We start from the raw sequence: 19,858 nt of genomic DNA on the forward strand, positions 1-19,858 counted from the left end.
TGGGATCGAACGGATGTGCCGTTTGGCCGGCGTCAGCCGTGCCGGCTATTACCGGCACTGGCAGGCGTCACAGCCGGCGCGGGAGGAGACGGCGGTGCGCGACGAGGTGCAGCGCCTGTCGCTCGAGCATCGCTTCTACGGCTATCGCCGAATCACGGCGCTGCTGCGCCAGTCCGGCTGGGCGGTGAATCACAAGCGCGTGCAGCGCCTCCGGCAGACCGACAATCTGCTGTGCATCACCGGGCGCACGTTCCGTCCGCCGACGACCGACAGCCGGCATCGTTTCAGCGTCTACCCCAATCTGGCGCGCAAGATGATGCCCACGGGCGCGAACCAGCTGTGGGTGGCCGACATCACCTACGTGCGGCTGGCGGAGGGTTTCGTCTATCTCGCCGTGATCCTCGACGCCTGGAGCCGCCGCGTGGTGGGCTGGGCGCTGGCGGACCATCTCAAAGCTGACTTGGCTCTCGCGGCGATCGCTGGCGCTCGCCGCCCGGGCGATCGCGCCTGGCGAACTGGTGCACCACTCTGACCGCGGCATCCAATATGCCTGCACCGCCTATGTCGAGCGCCTCACCGCGGCCGGGATCCAGCCGAGCATGAGCCGCGCCGGCTGCCCGTGGGACAACGCCATGGCGGAGAGCTTCATGCGCACGCTGAAGCGCGAGGAGGTCGACGGCCGCTGCTATCGCGATCAGGCCGACGTCGAGGCGCGGATCGCCATCTTCCTCGAGGAGGTCTACAACCGCCAGAGACTGCATTCCGCCCTGGCCTACCGGTCACCGGCGGCATTCGAACGCGACAATCGATTGCTATCGGCTCCGCCGCATGCGGCGCAGCCGATAGCGGTAGGCACAACAATCTGTGTCTAAGCTTTTTGTCTCACCGAGGGGGTGCACTCCAGCCACAGCCGCCGCGCGTGAAATGATCAATGCCACCGGGCAGGCGAAGCCTGCCCCTTTCCCACCCGTCGCTTCACGCCGCCGCCTTCAGCGCCACGGCCTCTTTGCGCCTTCGCGTCTTTGCGTGAACAAATCGGCGTTCGTCGAGCGCGCCGCGCAAGCGGCAAAGGCGCCGCCGACGAGCGCAAACGCGCCGGAGCCACGCGCCGGCGGAGGTCAGCTAGGGGTGGTTTGCAGACATAGGCAGAGCTAAGTTGGTCCCATGGAGCAGGCGTCAGACGACAGCGAAGAGATACACAACGCGGGATGCCTGATGGCGCTGGTCATAGGGCCACTCGTCGCCTTCGGGTCGGCCATTGCGTTTTCGCTCCTCACCGGGCGATCTCTGAACCTCGCGGAGGAATGGACGGTCCTCATCTGGCAAGCGATCTCGGTTTCCATTCCCTTTATCGTCGTGGCAGTGACCGGCACAAAGAAGAAAGCGCCTTGGATCGTCGGGCTTGTCCTCACGCTCACGCTGTGGGGCTACTATCTGGTGGAGGGTGTGAGCTACCAATGGCATCCCGACGGCAGCGGTGCGAACATCGGTCTCGGCCTCATCATGCTTGTTTCGCCCCTCGTCATCACGGCCGCTTGCGTAGGCACCTACCTATGGCAGCGCACCAAGCGTAATTGACGTCGAAGGTCCGGAATGGGTCGTAAGCTGACTCGCCGCGCGCTAGGTCTCGTCTGTGAACCGCTTCACCTTCACCGGGAGCTTCTTCCCCTTCGTGCGCCGCGAGGGGATCTGGATCGGGTGCTTCTTCTTCCACTGCGCCCAGGTCATCGGGCCGTCGGGAGTCTGCACTATCTCGTCATCCAGGCTCATCGCCGCCTCGCTCGATTTCCCAGCAATGATCTCACGCCGGCGCCCGGATCGGCAATGGCTGCGGCCGCCGCTGGTTCCCGCCGACCCAAGTCCTACCCCGCCACCCGCTCGCTCCGGCGGTAGAGCCACAGAGCCAGCAGCGCGAACAGGATCGCCCCGCCGCCGACCGCGAACGGGCGGAAGCCTTCGCCGACCAATGCCAGCGGAGCGGCGTTGCCGGTGGCGACGACGATTCCGGCGAGCAGCACGCCGAACAGGCTCTCGCCGACGATCAGCCCGGTCGCGGCGAGGACGCCGAGGCGGCGCCGCGCCTCGGGGTCGCGGGCGCGCTCGGCGCGGCGGTCGAACACCCAGCCGGCGACCGCGCCGACCACCACCATCAGGGTCGTCGACATCGGCAGATAGATGCCGATGCCGGTGGCGAGCGGCGGCAGCCGCGTCTTGCCGGCGCGGCCGAGGCCCGCGTCGAGCACGATCAGACCGATGCCGAGCAGCACGCCGTAGCCGATCATCCGCCAGTCGAGATCGCCGCCGAGCACGCCCTGCGCGATCGCCGAGATCAGCGCCGCCTGCGGCGCGGGCAAAGCGTCCGGTCCCGCGCCGGGCGCGCCGGCGAAGCCGTAGCCCTGGTTGAGCAGGTCGAGCACCGGCGGGATGATCGCGGCGCCGAACAGCACGCCGAACAGCAAGGCGACCTGCTGGCGCCACGGCGTCGCGCCGACCAATTGGCCGGTCTTCAGATCCTGGAGGTTGTCGTTGGAGATGGTGGCGACGCCGAACACGATGCCGGTGACGATCAGTGCGTAGGCGACCAGCGGACGGCTGCCCTCGGCCCCCTCGCCGGCGCCGACGACGAACAGCAAAAGCAGCGCCGAGCCGATCGCCGAGAGGATGCCGATGCCCGAGACCGGGCTGTTCGAGGCGCCGATCAGACCGGCCATATAGCCGCAGACCGCGGCGATGAACGCGCCGGCGACGAGGATGAAGAGCAGGCTGAGCGCGATCACCAGCCCGGTGCGCCCCGGCGCCGCGCCGCCGAGCTCGGCAAGCAGCAGCCAGGCGATCGGCACCATCGCGGCGAGCGTGCCGAGCGCGACCAGGCCGATCGGCATGTCGCGCTCGGTCAGCGCCAGGCTCGCCCCCTGCCCGGCACGCCGCGCCCGCGAGGCGGCGAGCGCGCCGGCGAGGCCGCGGAGGATCGGGCCGATGATCGAGAGCAGGGTCCAGACCGCGGCGACGCCGATCACGCCGGCGCCGAGGAAGCGCACCTGGTTGACCCAGACGTCGGTGGCGAGCGCCTCGGCCTCCATGCCGGCGCCGCCCGGCACTGCCGCGCTGAGCAGAGGCACGGCGACGGCCCAGGCGATCAGCAGGCCGAGGCCCATGGCGAGGCCGACCGATAGGCCGACCAGATGCCCGGCGCCGAGCAGGGCAAACTGGAAGCCGGGATTGAAGCCGGTGACCGAAGGGCCGATGCGGAAGAAGGCGGCCGCGTCAGCCGCGGTGATCCGCATCGCGGCGAGCAGGGCGAAGCCGGACGAGACCAGGGAGCCCGAGACGATCGCCATCAGCCCCTTGCCGCTCTCCTCGGCGCCCTGGCGCGACGCCTCGCCGACCTTCAGCACCTCGGCGGCGGCGACGCCCTCCGGGAAGGGCAGAGGCGAATCGGTGACCAGGGCGCGGCGCAGCGGGATCGAGAACAGCACGCCCAATGCGCCGCCGAGGAAGGTGACCAGCGCCGTCGTCCAATAGGGAAAGCCCTGCCACCAGCCGATCATCACCAGGCCGGGCAGCACGAAGCAGATCGCCGCCAGCGTGCCCGCCGCCGAGGCGACGGTCTGGACGATGTTGTTCTCGAGGATGTTCGACGAGGCGAACCAGCGCAGCACCGCCATCGAGATCACCGCGGCCGGGATCGAGGTGGCGAAGGTCAGGCCGACGCGCAGGCCGAGATAGACGTTGGCGGCGGTGAACAGGAGGGTGATGAGACCGCCGAGGGCGACGCCCCGGACGGTGAGCTCGGGCAGCGCCGCGCCCCTGCTGTCGATCGACTCGCGCACTCCGCCTCTCCTTCACCGCCGAAACGAACTGCCGCCCGTATTCCCCAAGGGGAAGCGGGCGGCAAGCGTTGTGCGGCAAGAGGAGCGCGGCCTCCCCGCCCGCTCGGGGCGGGGAGGCCGGCGCCACGCCAGGCTCAGCGGGCGCGGGCGAGCGTCACGCCGATATAGACCGGCGGGTTGTTGCCCCGGCGGACGAGCAGCAGCACCGAATTCCGTCCGGCCGAGCGGGCGGCGGCGACGGCCGCCGCCGCTTCGTCCGGCGTGCGGGTCGCGCGCTGGTTGATCGACAGGATGATGTCGCCCTGCTGGAGCTTCTGCGCCGCGTCGCTCGACGGGCTGACCGAGGCGACGACGAGGCCGCGCAGATTGACGTCGTTGAGGCGCAGCGACCGGGCGATCTCCGGCGTCAGCGGCTGGACGGTGACGCCGAGGCTCTCGCGCGCCGACCTCTGGCTGGTCGACTGCTCGTTCTCGGGCGTCTCGGCGACCGGAGTCTCGTCCTCGATGCCGTTGAGCTTGGCGAGCTCCTCCTCGGTCGGACGCTCGCCGACCGTCACCGTCACGGTGCGGCGCTCGCCGCCCCGCATCAGCTCGATCGGCACGCGCTGCCCGACGGGCAGCTTCGCCACCAGATAGGCGAGCGACTGGTCGGGAGTCACCGGCTGGTTGTTGACGGTGATCACCACGTCGCCCTGCTGGATGCCGGCACGCGCGGCGGCGCCGCCCGGGGTGACGCCGCGGATCAGCTCGCCCCGGTTCTTCGGCAGGTTGAGCGACTCCGCGATATCCTCGGTCAGCGGCTGCAGGCTGACGCCGATATAGCCGCGCTGCGGGCGGCGGCCGGCGCGCAGCGACTCGACGATCGGCGCGGCCTGATCGGCCGGGATCGCGAAGCCGATGCCGACGTTGCCGCCGGTCGGGGAGATCAGCGCCGTGTTGATGCCGACGACGTTGCCGTTGAGGTCGAACATCGGGCCGCCGCTGTTGCCCATGTTGATCGACGCGTCGGTCTGGATGTAGCGATCGTACTGGCCGGCGCCGATGTTGCGGTGGAGCGCCGAGACGATGCCGGCGGTGACCGTGCCGCCGAGGCCGAACGGATTGCCGATCGCCACCACCCAGTCGCCGACGCGGACCGACTCCGGACCGGAGGCGAAGCGGACGAACGGCAGGTTGTTGCCCTTGATCTTCAGCACGGCGAGATCGGACGCGGTGTCGCGGCCGACCAGCTCAGCCTCGAACTCGCGGCGGTCGGGGAGCGTGACGGTGATCTGCTCGACCGTCGCGCCGCTGCTCGACGGCGAGACGACGTGGTTGTTGGTGACGACATAACCGTCGGCGGAGATGATGAAGCCGGAGCCGAGCGAGCCGCCGCGGCGGGTGACCGGCTCGTCGCCGCCCTCGGGGACCGGAGCGCCGAAGCGGCGGAAGAATTCCTCGAAGCCGGGCGGCAGCGAGCGCGACTGGCTCACCTGGATGCTCTGCTTGGTCGAGATGTTGACCACCGCCGGCTGGAGGCGGGCGGCGAGGTCGGCGAAGCTCATCGGCGCACCCGGTCGCGGGGTCGCGGCAGCGATCGTGCCCGGCTCGTTCTGCGCGGTCTGCGCGCCGACGGGTCCGACCGTGAGGGTGGCGGTCGCACCGCCGATCAGCAGGGCGGCAGTCAGGCCATAAACGTAACGCACTATGGGAATCCTCCTCTTGGATTTGCCCGGGCGGGCAGGAACCCGGGGGTGTCTTCTGGGTCGCTTGCCAAGCTATGTGGTGCGGCTGAACCGGAATTGAATAAGCAGGCGCCGCCGATCAGCGGCGCCCGGTGAACTCGCGAAGATATTCGTTCTGCGGCGAGAGGATGATGCTCGAGCGGCCCTTGTCCTCCGCATTGTTGTTGACGAACGTCGTCTCGTAGGACTGCATCGCCCGGTAGAAATCGTAGAAGTCGGGATCCTTGCCGAACGCCTCGGCGTAGACGTTGGCCGCCTCGGCGTCGGCATCGGCGCGGATGATCTGGGCCTGCTTGGCGCCCTGGGCCTGGATCGAGCGCGCCTCCTGCTGGCGGGCGGTGCGCATCCGCTGGAAGGCGGAATCGAGCGGCGCGCCCTCGGGCAGGTCGGTCCGCTTGATGCGGACGTCGATCACCTCGGCGCCGTACTGGCGCGCGACCCGGTTGAGCGCGGTGCGGATGTTCTGCATCAGCTGCGAGCGCTCGGGGCTGAGCAGCGCGGCCGACGGCCGCTTGCCGAGCTCGTTGCGCAGCGCCGAGCCGAGGATCGGCTTCAATTGGTCGCTGACCCGCTCCTCGCTGCCGGCGGCGATGTACATCCGATAGGGATCGACGATCCGGTAGCGGGCGAAGGCATCGACCTGGAGGCGCAGCTGATCGTTGGAGACGACCAGCTGGCGCTCCATGCCGACGCTCTGGATGCGCTTGTCGACCCAGACGATCTGGTCGATGAACGGCCAGCGCGCGATCAGGCCGGCGTTGGAGGTGCCGAACGTCTCGTTCGCCCGATAGGGGTTGAGGATCCACTTCACGTCGCCGAAGCGGACGATCAGGCCCTGCCGCGTCTCCGGGACGACGGCGAAGGTGCTGCCGAGCAGGATCAGGATCGCGATGGCCAGGAAGGCGAGCGCGATCGGGTTGCGCAGGGCGCGGCTCATCGGGCGGCTCCTTCCTGCGCCTGCGGCTGGGCCGGGGCGCGGCGCTGGATTTCGGGCAGCGCGAGATAGGGCGTGACGCCCGGCGCCTCGACGATCGTCTTGTCCACCTTGGAGAGCACTCTTTCCATCGTTTCGTAATACATGCGGCGGCGGGTCACCTCGGGCGACAATTTGTACTGCGCGTAGACCTTGTCGAAGGCGGCCGCCTCGCCCTGCGCCTTGGCGGTGAGCTGCAGCGCATAGGCGCGGGCGTCGTTGATGTAGCTCTGCGCCTGCTGCTGCGCGGCGGTCACTTCCTTGAACGCCTCGTTGACCGCGGCCGGCGGATCCGACTGCTTGATCGCGACACCCTGGACGCGGACGCCGGCGCCATAGCCGTCGAGAAGCTGCTGCATGCGCAGCGACACGCGCTGCTCGATGTCACTGCGGCCGGCGCCGATCGCGTCGTCGAGCGAGACGCTGGCGACGATCTCGCGCATCGCGCTCTCCGCGACCTCGCGGATCGTGCCTTCCGGATCCTCGATCATGAACAGGAAGAGCTGCGGATCCTTGATGTTCCAGCGCACCGAATAAGCAAGATCGATGATGTTCTGGTCGCCGGTGAGGATCAGATTCTCGCGCGCCGGATCGGGCGAGCCGATGTCGATCGTGCGGATCTCCTCGATGTCGATCTCCTGCACGGTCTCGATCGGTGCCGGCAGCGTCCAGCCGATGCCGGGGCCGAGCGTGCGGCTGTAGGCGCCGAAGAGGGTGACGACGCCGCGCTCCTGCGGCTCGATGCGGTGGAAGCTGGTGAACACGATCCAGAGCAGGGCGAATACGGCAAGGCCATAGGCCCAATAGGGGCGGCCGTCGTTCTGCGGCAGGCGGCCGCCGAAGCGCTGGCGGCTCTTCTTCAGGAAATCGTCGAGCGAGGCGACGTTGCCGGGGCCGGGACGACGCTTGCGGGGTGGCTCACCCCACGGGCTGCGTGGCCCTCCCCCTCCTTCTCCGCCGGAGCCGCCCGAGCCGGAACCGCCTCCGCCGGAAGGGCCCCAGGGGCCGCCGCGGTTCTCGTTGAACATGGCGCCGAGACGCGCGCCCCACCCGAAGATTTTGCTCATGAAGGCCTTTATAGGTACCGCCCCCGCGGAAAAACAGTGGCAAGCCGAGCCGGCTCGCCTATCTGCCCCGCCATGACCCAGGACGACGCCCCTCTTCTCTCCGCCCTCGATCGCGTTCCCGGCGCCCGCGAGCGCATCCAGTCGGCCCGCCTCAAGGACGGCAAGGCCAGCCTCGTGATCGACGCCGCCGGGCTCGACGCCAGCGGCCGCGCCGCGCTGGAGCGCGACATCCGCGCCGCGCTCGCGGGCGTGCCGGGCGCCGACGAGGTCCGCATCGCGATGACCGCGGACAAGCGCGAGCGGACGATCCTGGCCGTCGGCAGCGGCAAGGGCGGGGTCGGCAAATCGACCGTCTCGGCCAACCTCGCCATCGCCCTCGCCCGCGCCGGCCGCAAGGTCGGGCTGGTCGACGCCGACGTCTACGGGCCTTCGCAGCCGCAGATCATGGGCAGCCACGAGCGTCCGGACTCGGTCGACAACCGGATCGTGCCGATCGAGACCCACGGTGTCAGGATGCTGTCGCTCGGCCAGCTCGTCGAGAGCGGCAAGGCACTCGCTTGGCGTGGGCCGATGGCGGCGAATGCGATGGGCCAGCTGATCGACGGCGATTGGGGCGATACCGAGATCCTGGTGATCGACCTGCCGCCGGGCACCGGCGACATCCAGCTCTCGCTCGTCCAGAAATGGACTCCGAGCGCCGCGGTCATCGTCTCGACGCCGCAGGACCTGGCGCTGATCGACGCCACCCGCGCCATCGACCTCTTCCGCAAGACCAACGTCCCCGTCATCGGCCTGGTCGAGAACATGTCCGGCTATGCCTGTCCCCATTGCGGCGAGATCTCCGATCCGTTCGGCGCCGGCGGCGCGGAAGCCGCTGCGGGCGTGATGGGCGTCCCCGTCCTCGGCCGGGTGCCGCTGACCCTCTCGATCCGCCGCGCCTCCGATGCCGGCACGCCGCCCGCCGCCGGCGAGGGCGAGGACGCCGCCGTGTTCGCCGCGCTCGCCGCCCGGGTGCTCGAAGGCTTGAACCGGAAGTGACCGCGCCGCGTTGACGTCGAAAATCCTCCCTGTCGCCGCAGGCGATGGGGAGGGGGACCGCGCGTAGCGCGGTGGAGGGGCCGGGACGACGCGAGAGAGATCCGGCCCCTCCACCACCGCCTTCCGACGGCGGTCCCCCTCCCCATGGGATTCGCCCACAGGGAGGATGGGCTACCGAGGAGACGCCGATGCCGCTGACCACCGATGCCGAGATACGCGACCTGCTCGCCAGCACCCGCACGATCGCGCTGATCGGCGCTTCGGATCGCCCGGACCGGCCGAGCTACGGCGTGATGAAGTTCCTCCAGGACTGGGGCTACCGGGTGCTGCCGGTCAATCCGCAGATCACCGGCGAGCACGTCCATGGCGAATATGTCTGGCGCGAGCTCGCGCAGATCGGCGAGCCGATCGACATGGTCGACATCTTCCGGCGGCCGATGGCAGCGGGCGAGGCGGTCGACGAGGCGATCGCCGCCGGCGCGAAATCGGTCTGGCTGCAGATCGGCGTCATCAACGAGGAGGCCGCCGCGCGCGCCGAAGCGGCCGGTCTCAAGGTGGTGATGAACCGCTGCCCGAAGATCGACATTCCGCGCCTCGGCGTGCCGCGCGTCGGCGGCTGATCGGGCGGGCGGTCAGCGCACGGCCCGGCCTGCCGTGCCCGCCGGCCCGGCCATCGCGAATTGGCCGAGGATGCCCCGCTGCGAGCGGCCCGGGGTGAGCATCCGCACGCGGCGCCTGGCGAAATCGACCGAAACGCGGTCGAACATCTGCAGCGCGTCCATGCCGAGGAGGAGCGCCGGCCGGTCCATCAGGTCGAGCTTGCGGAACGGATGCACGTCCGCAAACGCGACCGGCATCTCGGTCATGGCGACCCCGCCGATCCGGATGCGCCGGGCGGTCGCCTGATCGGCCGAGATCGTGCCGCCGGTGACGCTGGTCAGCTGCACCTTGTAGGTCTGCCCCATGCGCCCCTTCCGCTCGAGCTTGCGGCGCAAGGCGCTGTTGCCGATCGTCGCCTGCGATCCGGTGTCGATGATCACCCAGACCTTCTGGCCGTCCACCGAGGCATCGACCAGGATCAGCTGGCCGAAGCGGCTGCGGCCGGTGACGACGATGCCGTCGTCCTCCCATTTCTCCTCGCGTCGGGTCGACGGGGTGACCGTCATCTTCTGGCGGACGAAGTCGAACGAGACCCGCTGCGCTTTCAATGAATCGACGCCGAGCATCCCCTCCGCGCCGAGGTGGCGGCGCGCCAGCGCCGGCGCATGGATGCCGCGCACCATCTTGCCGGCCACCTCGAGCGCCGGGATCACGACGGTGCCGACCTCGCTGACCTCGCTCATGCTGTGGACCCGCGCCGTGCGGCCGGCGCCGAGGTCGAGCTGGCGGGCGAGCTCGCGCGCGATCACCGTGCGCTCGGCGCCGGTGTCGACGATGAAGCGATAGGGCCCGCGCCCGTCGATGCTGACCGGGACCGTCATTCGGGCGAAGGCATCGGCGCCGAAATCGATGACGGTGTCGGGCGCGTCGACCCCGGCGACAGGCGCGGCAACCGGCGCGGGCGCCTGGCCGGCAAGCGGGGAGATCAGCAAGGCGGCACCGATCAGTGCCGCGGACGACCGGATCAGCTTCATCGCGCGCCTCCGCCTGGGAACTTACTCTCTTTCCAGAGGAAAGTCGAAGGGGCGCCAGCGATCCGCTACCAAGCCGCGGGTTGGTGCGACGAGGCGGGTCCCGCCGATCGGCCTGGCGCGAACCGGCGCGTCGGCGCGCGGTCTACAGGACGGAAAGGGCGCGCTGCCGCATGCGCTCGGCGGCAGCGGCGTGGATGCCCGGAGTCGCGGCGAGAACCCCGAACACCTCGCCCGAATAGGTGTTGAAGGCGAGCGGCTGGCCGAGCGCGCCGGTCACCGTCGCGCCCGCCTCCGTGGCGATCAGCGCCGCGGCGGCGATGTCCCACTCGAAGCCCCATTTTGTCGTGGCGACGAGGTCGGCCTCGCCGGCGGCGACCAGGCCGATCCTGAGCGCGATCGAGTTCGGCTTCGGCACCGGTACGAGATCGGCATCGGCCGCGGCGAGCTGGTCGGAGGGGATCCGCGCGCCGGCGAGGCCCTGGCGGCCGCTGACCCGCAGCGCCTCGCCGTTCCGCCATGCCCCGGCGCCTCTCGCGGCCGCCCAATGCTCGCCGCGCGCCGGGGCATCGAGCACGCCGAGCACCGGCACCCGATCCTCGATCAAGGCCACGGAGACCGCCCAGCCGCTGCGCCCGCGGATGTAATCGCGGGTGCCGTCGATCGGATCGACCACCCAAAGCCGCGCGTGCTCGATCCGTTCGGGACGGTCGACCGTCTCCTCGGAGAGCCAGGCGGCGTCGGGGTCGAGCGCAGCGAGCCGCGCGCGCAGGAACGAATCGACCTCGAGATCGACCTCGCAGACCGGGTTGCCCGGCGCCTTCTCCCACCGCCGGAAGGCGCTGCCGGAGCGGGTGGCGGCGATGCGCCCCGCCTCCCGGACGATCTGGGAGAGCTCGGCGAGCATCGCTCAGGCCCCCGCGACGGTGAGGCCCTCGACCCTCAGGGTCGGCACGTTGACGGCGCGGCGGAACGCGAGATCGTCGGCGGCGGTCAGCCGGCGGAACATGTCGATCAGATTGCCGGCAATGGTGATCTCGGCGACGGCCGGGCCGATCCGGCCGTTCTCGATGATGAAGCCGGATGCGCCGCGGCTATAGTCGCCGGTCACCGGGTTGACGCCCTGGCCGATCAGCTCGGTGACGTAGAGGCCGCGGCCGATGTCGGCGAGCAGGTCCTCGACCGAGAGGCGGCCCGGCTCGATATGGACATTGGTGGCATTCGCGCCGGGCGAGCCGCCGACGCCGCGGCTGGCATGGCCGGTCGGCTCGAGACCGAGCTGGCGGGCGGAGGCGCTGTCGAGCAGCCAGCCGGTCACGCGGCCGCCCTCCACCAGATTGCGCGGCGCGGTCGGCAGGCCCTCGCCGTCGAACGGCTTCGAGCGCAGCCCGCGCGGGCGGTGCGGATCGTCGCGGATGACGATGCTCTCGTCGAACAGCTGCTCGCCCTCGCGGCCGAGCAGGAAGGAGGTACGCCGCGCGATCGCGGAGCCGGTGATCGCGCCGATCAGATGGCCGACGAGGCTGGCGCCGACGCGGGGATCGAACACGACCGGCATCGCGCCGCTCGCCAGCTTGGCGGGGTTGAGCCGGGCAACTGTGCGCTCGCCGGCCCTGCGGCCGATCTCGGCGGGCGCATCGAGATCGGCGTAATGGCGCACGCTGTGCTGCGCATAATCGCGCTGCATGCCGCTGCCCTCGCCGGCGATGACGCTCGCCGAGCCCGAATAGCCGCTGGTCGAATAGCCGCGGACGAAGCCGTGGCTGGTCGCCAAAGCGATGACCGAGCGCCCGGCGCTCGCCGACGCGCCGCCGCTGTTGGTGACGCCGGCCACGCTGCGCGCCGCATCCTCGGTCTCGAGCGCCCGCGCCTTCAGCTCGGTCGGGGACGGATCCTGGCCGTCGTCGCCGTCGACGTCGGGGCCGCGCTCGCGCAGCAGCCGGTCCTCGGGTGCGAGGCCGGAATAAGGATCCTCCGGCGCCTCGCGCGCCATCGCAGCGGCCCGCTCGACCAAGGCGGCGAGCGCCTCGTCGGAAAGGTCGGACGAGGAGACGCTCGCCGAGCGCAGGCCGACGAACAGGCGCAGGCCGATCTCCTCGCCTTCGGACCTCTCGACATCCTCGAGCGCACCGAGGCGGACCTGGACGCCGGTCGAGGCGTCGGCGATGTAGAGGGCGTCGGCGGCATCGGCACCGGCCTTCTTCGCCCGTTCGACGAGGGCGGCGGCGCGGCTTTCGGCTTCGGATGGAGACAGCATGGCGGGCAGTTAGGGTGCGCCGCCGGCAAAGTCTAGGAAGTGCCGACCACCAGGCAGGCGGTGAACATGAGCAGGCCGGCGAACCGGTTCGAGCGGAACTTGCGGAGCGCGTCGTCGCCGTCCTCCGGCTTCAGCGTCGCGACCTGGTGCAGGAGGTGCACCGCCATCGGCAGCAGCGCCACGAGGGCGAGCCCGTCCGGCCGCTCGCGCCACAGGGCGGCGGCCCAGAAAGCCAGCGCGAGAAGGTAGAAGATCGTCACCCCGGTGCGGGCATGCGCTCCGAGCGCCAGCGCCGACGAGCGGACTCCGACGAGCGCGTCGTCTTCGCGATCCTGCAAGGCGTAGATCGTGTCGTAGCCGATCACCCAGAAGATCGCGCCGGCGTAGAGGAGCAAAGGGGTGAGCGCGAGCGAACCGGTCACGGCCGGCCAGCCGACCAGCGCCGCCCAGGAGAAGACCAGGCCGAGCCAGGCCTGCGGCCACCAGGTGATCCGCTTCATGAAGGGGTAGAGGGCGACCGGGGCCAGGCTGGCGAGCGCCACGATCTGCGCGGTGCGGGGAAGCTGGAGCAGGACGACGAGCCCGATCAGGCAGAGCAGGACGAGCAGGACCCATGCCCCGGTCAGCGACGCACGCCCGCTGGCCAGCGGGCGCAGGCGGGTGCGCTCGACTTGGCGGTCGAGATCGCGATCGACGATGTCGTTGTAGACGCAGCCCGCGCCGCGCATCGCCCAGGCGCCCAGCGCCAGCCACAGGATGAGCGAGAAACCCCGCGGCCCGATCCCGGCGAGGGCGACGCTCCACGCCCCCGGCCAGAACAGCAGCCAGGCGCCGATCGGCCGATCGAGCCGCATCAGCGAGCCATAGGGCCGCAGCCCCGCCGGGAGCACGCCGATCAGTCCGCGCCGCTCGGAATCCGGTACGATCTCGTCCTGAGGAGTTGCCATCGCCCGACATTTGCCGACAGAGAGGCTGGATGTCGAGGATTGGACGCGGCCTTGCCCCTCCACCACCCTGCGGGTGGTCCCCCTCCCCATCCGCTTCGCGGACAGGGAGGAGGAGGATGGCACGTCGCCGCGGCGCGTCCTCCCTGTCAGCCGCACGGCTGATGGGGAGGGGGGTGCAGGCGGGTCGGCACGCCGGGGGCGTGCCGAGAGCGGAAACCGGCTGCGGAGCAGCCGTCGGCCGAAGTGCGGTGGAGGGGCAAGCTCGCGACTGGCCGGTCGAGGCGCGCCGCTGATGGCCGCCACACCCGCCTGGCCGCCGGCAAGCCTGCCGCGCCTGTTCGTCGAGGCGCCGCTGGCCGAGGGCGCAGCGCTGACGCTCGACGGCGCACCCGCCAATTATCTCGGCAACGTGCTTCGCCTCGCTGCGGGCGCGCAGGTGAAGCTGTTCGACGACGTGACCGGCGAGTGGCTCGCCGAGGTCGTCGGGGCGGGCAGGAAGCGCGTCACGCTGACGGTGGTGCAGCACCTCCGGCCGCGCGAGCCGGTCCCCGACATCTGGCTGCTGTTCGCGCCGGTCAAGCGCGGGCCGATCGATTGGATCGTCGAGAAGGCGACCGAGCTCGGCGTCGACCGCCTGCTCCCGGTCGTCACCCAGCGCACGGTCGTCGACCGCCTCAACCTCGACCGGCTCCGCGCCAATGCGATCGAGGCCGCCGAGCAATGCGAGCGCACCGCCCTCCCCCGGCTCGATCCGCCCGAAAAGCTGGCCGCGGTGCTGAAGTCGTGGCCGGAGGATCGCGTGCTCCTCTTCGCCGACGAGACCGGCGGCGTGCCCTTCGTCGAGGCGACGCAGGGCGCCGGCAAGGCGGCGATCCTGATCGGGCCCGAAGGCGGCTTCACCCAGGACGAGCGCGCGGCGGTCCGCGCGCTCTCCGCGGCCCGCGGCGTGTCGCTCGGCCCGCGCATCCTCCGCGCCGAGACGGCGGCTGTTGCCGCTGTCTCGGTCTGGATGGCGACGGCCGGTGACTGGCCCGAAGGGGCGCGCCGGTGAAAGCCGCTGGCGACACGGCGCGGCCGCCGCTAGAGGGGCGGCGATGACGACCCGTACCGACACCGCCCCCCGCGTCGATCCGACGATCGAGAGCCGCGACGATCTCCTCGCCCCGTTCGTCAAGGGCGAGAAGGACGCGCCGGCGTGGCGCATCGGTACCGAGCACGAGAAGTTCGTCTATCGCCGCGTCGATCATCGCGCGCCCTCCTATGACGAGCCCGGCGGCATCCGCGACCTGCTCACCGCGCTCACCGAGTTCGGCTGGACGCCGGTCGAGGAAGGCGGCAACGTCATCGCGCTGGCGGGTCCGGACGGCACCGTCAGCCTCGAGCCCGCGGGCCAGCTGGAGCTCTCCGGAGCGCCGCTGGAAAACCTGCATCTCACCTGCGCCGAGGCGGCGCGTCACCTCAGCCAGGTGAAGGCGGTCGGCGACCGGCTCGGTCTCGGCTTCCTCGGCGTCGGCATGTGGCCGGACAAGGCGCGCGCCGACCTCCCGGTGATGCCCAAGGGCCGCTACGAGATCATGCTGCGCCACATGCCGCGCGTCGGCTCGCTCGGCCTGGACATGATGCTCCGGACCTGCACCATCCAGGTCAATCTCGATTATGCGAGCGAGGCGGACATGGCGCAGAAGTTCCGCGTCGGCCTGGCGCTGCAGCCGCTCGCCACCGCGCTCTTCGCCAGCTCGCCTTTCACCGAGGGCAAGCCCAACGGCTTCCTCTCCTATCGCAGCCACATCTGGTCCGACACCGATCCCGCCCGCACCGGGATGCTGCCGTTCGTGTTCGAGGACGGCTTCGGCTACGAGCGCTATCTCGACTATGCGCTCGATGTGCCGATGTACTTCGTCTACCGCGACGGCCGCTACATCGACGCCGCCGGCCTGTCGTTCCGCGACTTCCTGAAGGGCGAGCTTCCCGTTCTGCCCGGCGAGAAGCCGAAGCTCTCCGACTGGACGGACCATCTCTCCACCGCCTTTCCCGAGGTTCGGCTGAAGAGCTTCCTCGAGATGCGCGGCGCCGACGGCGGCCGCTGGAACCGGATCTGCGCGCTCCCCGCGCTGTGGGTCGGCCTGCTCTACGATCAGGGCGCGCTCGACGCCGCCTGGGACGAAGTCAAGCAGTGGTCGCTCGAGGGGCGGCAGGCGCTCCGCGACTCCGTGCCGAAGCTGGGCCTCAACGCGCAGACCCCCGAGGGCGAGAGCCTGCGCGAGCTCGGCGGGCGGATCCTCGACATCGCCGAGCACGGTCTCAAGGCGCGGGCGCGGCTCAACGCCGCCGGCGACGACGAAAGCGGCTTCCTGGGGCCGCTGCGCGAGGTCGTCGCCCGCGGCACCACCCCGGCCGAGGTGCTGCTCAACCATTATCACGGCGCATGGGCGCGGGACGTCTCCCACGTCTATGACGAGATGAGCTTCTGAGCAGGACCCTCTATCCGGCGATCGAGCCCCATCGCTGGGGCCTGCTCGACGTCGGCGACGGACACAATCTCTACTGGGAGCAATGCGGCAATCCCGACGGAAAGCCGGCGGTCTTCCTCCACGGCGGCCCGGGAGCCGGCTGCAGCCCCGATCACCGCCGCCTGTTCGATCCGGACCGCTGGAACGTCCTGCTCTTCGATCAGCGCGGCTGCGGCCGCTCGATCCCGCATGCGTCCCTCCAGGCGAATACGACCTGGCACCTGGTGGCGGACATCGAACGGCTTCGCGTGATGCTCGGCGTCGAGCGCTGGCTGGTGTTCGGCGGCAGCTGGGGATCCACCCTCGCTCTGGCCTATGCCCAGACCCATGCCGATCGGGTCGAGGCGCTGATCCTGCGCGGCATCTTCACCATGCGGCGGCAGGAGATCGACTGGTTCTACCAGGACGGCGCCTCGGCGCTGTTCCCGGACGCATGGGAAGACTTCGTCGCCCCGATCCCCGAGCCCGAACGCAGCGATCTCGTCGCCGCCTATCGCACTCGCCTGACCAGCGACGATGCCGAAACGCGGCGCGCCGCTGCGCGCGCCTGGAGCCGCTGGGAGGGTTCGACCGTCCGCCTGCTCCCCGATCCGGGGCTGGTCAGCGCGGTGACCGCGGACCGCTTCGCGGAGGCGATCGCGCGGATCGAGAACCATTATATGGTCCACCAGGGATGGCTGGAGGAAGGCCAGCTGATCCGCGACGCGGGGCGGCTGAACGACATTCCCGGCGTCATCGTCCAGGGCCGCTACGACGCCTGCACGCCGCCGCGCACGGCCTGGGACCTGCACCGCGCCTGGCCCGAGGCCGAGCTCCGCATCAGTCCGGACGCCGGCCACAGCTACAACGAGCCGGGCATCCTCGACGCGCTCGTCCAGGCCACCGACCGCTTCGCCTGATCGGGCGGCGGTCGGCGGCTGCGATTATCGGGCGGAGGCGATCAGCACGGCCTGCGACGGGCCGGCGCCCTCGCCGACTGCGGCGAGCTGCGCCACGGCGCTCCTGCGAGCCGACCGCGCGCAGTCGCGCTGCTCGCGCGCCTCGCGCAGCTGCAGCGTCGTCCGGTCGCCGCAGACGAAGCTGATTGCACGGCGGATCCGCCCGTTCAGCGCCTTGCGGCCGGCCTCGGTCTCCAGGTTCAGATCGGCATAGCTCACCCGGCGCACCGCCGGCGCTTCCCGGCTGGCGGTCACCACCACCGGCTGGGCGGCGGCCGGGCCGACGGCCATCGCCACCGAAATCCCGCTGAACAGAAGGGCCGCGCACGCGCAGCTCAGGGTCCTGATCGACATCGTCTTGCTCCTCGAATGCGCCGTCGCCGGCTCGTGCATCCGATTTGCCGCCGCGAGGTCACAGACGAATGGCGCGCGGATCGGTTTTGTGTGTCACATGTAGCAAACGCGCCGCCCGCCGGAGGCATCGGCGGCGCGGCCGGTCAGGACGCGCGTGCCGCCGCCTCGTCCGTCTCGGCCCCCTGGCCGGTGGCGGGGACATCGGTGTTGTCGCCGTCTTCCATGCCGAAGCGCGTCGTCCCGCCCTCGCCCGCCTTCTGCGGCCGGGAGCCGGCCTCGCCGCTTTTGCCGGTGTTCGGCTTCTCCTCTGGTTCCTGCATGCGTCTCTCCTCGATCCGGAGGTTCCAACCGACGGGACGCCATCCGGTTCACCGCCCCGCGCTTGAAGCGCGACCCAGCGCCGCGCTAGCACCGGCGGAAAGACGGGAGGGGGACAATGGCGGGCGAGGCGGAGACGGCGGGGACGGGAGCGAGGACGCCGCTCCGGCGGGTGGTGGTGGCGAGCCTGATCGGCACCACGATCGAATGGTACGATTTCTTCCTCTACAATTACGCCGCCGCGATCGTCTTCAACCGGCTGTTCTTCCCGTCGTTCGATCCGCTCACCGGCACCCTCCTCGCTTTCGCCACCTACGCGCTCGGCTTCGTCGCGCGGCCGGTCGGCGGTATCGTCTTCGGCCATTTCGGAGACCGGATCGGGCGCAAGCGGCTGCTGATGCTGAGCCTGATCCTGATGGGCGCCGCGACCACGCTGATCGGCCTCCTGCCGACCTATGCGGCGATCGGCATCTGGGCCCCTGCCGCGCTGATCGTGCTCCGCCTCGTCCAGGGTTTCGCGGTCGGCGGCGAATGGGGCGGCGCGGTGCTGCTCGCGGCCGAGCATGGCGACGCCCGGCGGCGCGGCTTCTGGGCGAGCTGGCCCCAGGCCGGGGTACCGGCCGGCAACCTCCTCGCCGTGGCCGTGCTCGCTTTGCTCGCCGCCGCGCAGACCGAGGCGGAGTTCGTCGCCTGGGGATGGCGGATACCGTTCCTGCTCTCGGCCGTGCTCGTGCTGGTCGGCTGGTGGATCCGGACCTCGGTCGCCGAGAGCGCGACGTTCACCGACGCGACGAACGAAGCCGAGAGCCTGGCCAAGGTCCCGGCGATCGACGTGATCCGCGAGCGTCCGAAAGGCGTGCTGATCGGAGCCGGCCTGCGGCTCGGCGAGAACATCTCTTATTACATCATCACCGCTTTCTCGGTGACCTACCTCACCGAGGTCGCCAAGCTCGACCGCGGCACCGCGCTCAACGCCACGCTGATCGGCGCGGCCGTCCACTTCTTCACCATCCCCTTCTTCGCCTGGGCCTCGGACCGGATCGGGCGGCGGCCGGTCTATGCCCTGGGAGGCCTCGGCCTGGCGGCGTTCAGCTTCGCCTTCTTCCCGATGCTGGCCAGCGGCGACATGGCGGCGATCGTCGCGGCGATCGCCGTGGCGCTCGTCCTGCACGGCGCGATGTACGGGCCGCAGGCGGCCTTCATCTCGGAGCTGTTCCCCACCCGGATCCGCTATTCCGGCGTGTCGATCGCCTATCAGCTGACCTCGATCGTCGCCGGCTCGCTGGCGCCGATCATCGCGCTCGCGCTCTACCAGGAGACAAGGTCGGCGACCCCGGTCGCGATCTACGTGGCGGCCGCCTGCCTGGTCAGCGGCGTCACCGCCCTCCTCGCCCGCGAGACCCGCGGCATCGATCTCGCCGAGATACGATAGCTCGCCCTTCTCGAGGAGCGTGACGATCTACCACAGCGGGCCCACCGCGCGGCCGAAGCGGTAGGTGCTGACCATCGGCGCGCCGCAAATGTCGGACGGCTCCGGGATCGGCCGCGCCTCCGCGGCATAGCCGGACAGCACGACGTCGAGAACGCCCGCCGCGCGCTCGAGCGCAGCCTCCTCGCCGGGACCGCAGACGACCGCCTCCGGCACGTCGGGGAAGGTCACGAGCACGAGCCCGTCCTCTCCGGGAATGATCCGTGCCGGGTAAGTTGGCATGCGCAACACCGCCTCTCCAAGCCCTTGGTTACGCAGGAAGAGCAGCAGGGTTCCCTCCATTTGGAACCTAAAGTGGATTAATACGTTGCCGCAACGGTAGTCCCCAATGGTCACGCGGGACTCCCTCGGACGCCCCGCCTCGCGAGAGGCAGGGCGTCCTTTTGCCAAGTTTGAACAAGGGGACAGAAATGAAGTTCATGCTCAAAGCCGCCGTCGGCGCCAGCCTCCTCGCTCTCGCCGCCTGCGGCGGCCAGGGTGACGACAGCCTGGGCGACAACGTCGCCGACAATGCGGACGCCGTCGCCGACAACATGGAGGCCGCGGCCGACAACATGTCGAACGAAACCGCTGCCGACGCGCTCGAGGAGAATGCCGAGGCGATCCGCGAGAACGGCCAGGAGCAGGAAGAGGCGATCGACGACGCCGACGTGAAGGCCAACCAGCAGTAAGATCGCGATTTCTCCCTTTCCGCGATCTTGGGCGCCTCGGGGGCGTATCTTCCCGGGGCGCCGACACTTCGAGGGGAGCGAGCCGCGGCGCCTTTCGGGCGACCGCGGCTC

The 19,858-nt window shown here is 70.4% G+C and carries 22 protein-coding genes; 10 read left to right on the top strand and 12 right to left on the bottom strand.

All coding sequences use genetic code 11. From position 1 onward, the window contains the following. From E2493_RS18010 to E2493_RS18020, 3 genes are all read left to right on the top strand, one after another. On the top strand, positions 1–532 hold a 532-nt coding region (locus E2493_RS18010; RefSeq protein WP_135089701.1), incomplete at its 5' end, for an IS3 family transposase. Continuing rightward, entirely contained in the window at positions 519–872 is a 354-nt protein-coding gene (locus E2493_RS18015; RefSeq protein ID WP_167737617.1) for an integrase core domain-containing protein, read from the top strand. The genes E2493_RS18010 and E2493_RS18015, both read left to right, overlap by 14 nt. Positions 873–1,215: 343 nt before the next feature. Beyond that, entirely contained in the window at positions 1,216–1,578 is a 363-nt protein-coding gene (locus E2493_RS18020) for a hypothetical protein (RefSeq protein WP_135089706.1), read from the top strand. Positions 1,579–1,620: 42 nt separating this feature from the next. Here E2493_RS18020 and E2493_RS21380 read toward each other — a convergent pair whose 3' ends face one another. From E2493_RS21380 to hflK, 5 genes are all read right to left on the bottom strand, one after another. After that, positions 1,621–1,770: a hypothetical protein gene (locus tag E2493_RS21380; RefSeq protein WP_167737618.1), complete on the bottom strand. Its 150-nt coding sequence runs from the start codon at positions 1,768–1,770 to the stop codon at positions 1,621–1,623. Positions 1,771–1,862: 92 nt separating this feature from the next. Next, the gene (locus tag E2493_RS18025) at positions 1,863–3,830 is read right to left on the bottom strand and encodes an OPT family oligopeptide transporter (protein ID WP_225421580.1); all 1,968 of its coding nucleotides are present in this window, start codon (positions 3,828–3,830) and stop codon (positions 1,863–1,865) included. 134 nt (positions 3,831–3,964) lie between these two features. Next, the gene (locus E2493_RS18030; RefSeq protein ID WP_135089708.1) at positions 3,965–5,515 is read right to left on the bottom strand and encodes a Do family serine endopeptidase; all 1,551 of its coding nucleotides are present in this window, start codon (positions 5,513–5,515) and stop codon (positions 3,965–3,967) included. A 118-nt stretch (positions 5,516–5,633) separates the two neighbouring features. Then, a complete protein-coding gene (gene hflC, locus E2493_RS18035; RefSeq protein WP_135089710.1) occupies positions 5,634–6,491 on the bottom strand; it encodes a protease modulator HflC in 858 nt (285 codons plus the stop codon). After that, a complete protein-coding gene (gene hflK, locus E2493_RS18040) occupies positions 6,488–7,594 on the bottom strand; it encodes an FtsH protease activity modulator HflK (protein ID WP_135089712.1) in 1,107 nt (368 codons plus the stop codon). Before hflK ends, hflC begins: the two co-directional genes overlap by 4 nt. A 279-nt stretch (positions 7,595–7,873) precedes the next feature. Here hflK and E2493_RS18045 point away from each other — a divergent pair, with 279 nt between their 5' ends. Next, the gene (locus tag E2493_RS18045; RefSeq protein WP_404828337.1) at positions 7,874–8,632 is read left to right on the top strand and encodes an Mrp/NBP35 family ATP-binding protein; all 759 of its coding nucleotides are present in this window, start codon (positions 7,874–7,876) and stop codon (positions 8,630–8,632) included. 188 nt (positions 8,633–8,820) lie between these two features. Further along, complete coding sequence (locus E2493_RS18050) at positions 8,821–9,252, top strand: CoA-binding protein (RefSeq protein ID WP_135089716.1); 432 nt, start codon at positions 8,821–8,823, stop codon at positions 9,250–9,252. Positions 9,253–9,264: 12 nt separating this feature from the next. Here the strand turns inward: E2493_RS18050 and E2493_RS18055 are convergent, their stop codons facing one another. The 4 genes from E2493_RS18055 to ubiA form a co-directional block, all read right to left on the bottom strand. Next, positions 9,265–10,266 carry a retroviral-like aspartic protease family protein gene (locus E2493_RS18055; RefSeq protein ID WP_135089718.1) on the bottom strand — a complete coding sequence of 334 codons (1,002 nt, stop codon included), beginning with the start codon at positions 10,264–10,266 and terminating at the stop codon, positions 9,265–9,267. Positions 10,267–10,408: 142 nt separating this feature from the next. Beyond that, a complete protein-coding gene (locus E2493_RS18060; RefSeq protein ID WP_135089720.1) occupies positions 10,409–11,170 on the bottom strand; it encodes an inositol monophosphatase family protein in 762 nt (253 codons plus the stop codon). Between the two features lie 3 nt (positions 11,171–11,173). Continuing rightward, positions 11,174–12,520: a TldD/PmbA family protein gene (locus tag E2493_RS18065; protein ID WP_135089722.1), complete on the bottom strand. Its 1,347-nt coding sequence runs from the start codon at positions 12,518–12,520 to the stop codon at positions 11,174–11,176. Between the two features lie 32 nt (positions 12,521–12,552). After that, a complete protein-coding gene (gene ubiA / locus E2493_RS18070; RefSeq protein ID WP_135089724.1) occupies positions 12,553–13,467 on the bottom strand; it encodes a 4-hydroxybenzoate octaprenyltransferase in 915 nt (304 codons plus the stop codon). Between the two features lie 292 nt (positions 13,468–13,759). Between ubiA and E2493_RS18075 the strand changes: the two genes are divergently transcribed. Genes E2493_RS18075 through pip form a run of 3 tightly spaced genes read left to right on the top strand, consistent with a single transcriptional unit; the run spans position 13,760 to position 16,876 of the window. Continuing rightward, positions 13,760–14,518 carry a 16S rRNA (uracil(1498)-N(3))-methyltransferase gene (locus E2493_RS18075; protein ID WP_135089726.1) on the top strand — a complete coding sequence of 253 codons (759 nt, stop codon included), beginning with the start codon at positions 13,760–13,762 and terminating at the stop codon, positions 14,516–14,518. Positions 14,519–14,561: 43 nt separating this feature from the next. Then, positions 14,562–15,938 (top strand): glutamate--cysteine ligase, encoded by a 1,377-nt coding sequence (locus E2493_RS18080; protein ID WP_135089728.1) that lies wholly within the window; start codon positions 14,562–14,564, stop codon positions 15,936–15,938. After that, entirely contained in the window at positions 15,935–16,876 is a 942-nt protein-coding gene (gene pip, locus E2493_RS18085; RefSeq protein WP_135089730.1) for a prolyl aminopeptidase, read from the top strand. The genes E2493_RS18080 and pip overlap by 4 nt, the downstream gene beginning before the upstream one ends. Before the next feature lie 24 nt (positions 16,877–16,900). On the opposite strand, the gene E2493_RS18090 is transcribed toward pip, so the two are convergent. Both E2493_RS18090 and E2493_RS21385 read right to left on the bottom strand, forming a co-directional pair. After that, positions 16,901–17,269 carry a UrcA family protein gene (locus E2493_RS18090; protein WP_167737619.1) on the bottom strand — a complete coding sequence of 123 codons (369 nt, stop codon included), beginning with the start codon at positions 17,267–17,269 and terminating at the stop codon, positions 16,901–16,903. Between the two features lie 143 nt (positions 17,270–17,412). Further along, a complete protein-coding gene (locus tag E2493_RS21385) occupies positions 17,413–17,589 on the bottom strand; it encodes a hypothetical protein (protein WP_167737620.1) in 177 nt (58 codons plus the stop codon). A gap of 116 nt (positions 17,590–17,705) precedes the next feature. Here E2493_RS21385 and E2493_RS18095 point away from each other — a divergent pair, with 116 nt between their 5' ends. Continuing rightward, complete coding sequence (locus E2493_RS18095; protein WP_135089734.1) at positions 17,706–19,019, top strand: MFS transporter; 1,314 nt, start codon at positions 17,706–17,708, stop codon at positions 19,017–19,019. 27 nt (positions 19,020–19,046) lie between these two features. Here E2493_RS18095 and E2493_RS18100 read toward each other — a convergent pair whose 3' ends face one another. Next, positions 19,047–19,304, bottom strand: a complete 258-nt coding sequence (locus tag E2493_RS18100) for a type II toxin-antitoxin system HicB family antitoxin (protein ID WP_225421581.1) — start codon at positions 19,302–19,304, stop codon at positions 19,047–19,049. A 182-nt stretch (positions 19,305–19,486) separates the two neighbouring features. Here E2493_RS18100 and E2493_RS18105 point away from each other — a divergent pair, with 182 nt between their 5' ends. Continuing rightward, complete coding sequence (locus tag E2493_RS18105; protein ID WP_135089738.1) at positions 19,487–19,747, top strand: hypothetical protein; 261 nt, start codon at positions 19,487–19,489, stop codon at positions 19,745–19,747. Positions 19,748–19,858 lie beyond the last annotated feature (111 nt).

The organism is Sphingomonas parva (ex Maeng et al. 2020), from assembly GCF_004564275.1.
Classification (GTDB): domain Bacteria; phylum Pseudomonadota; class Alphaproteobacteria; order Sphingomonadales; family Sphingomonadaceae; genus Allosphingosinicella; species Allosphingosinicella parva.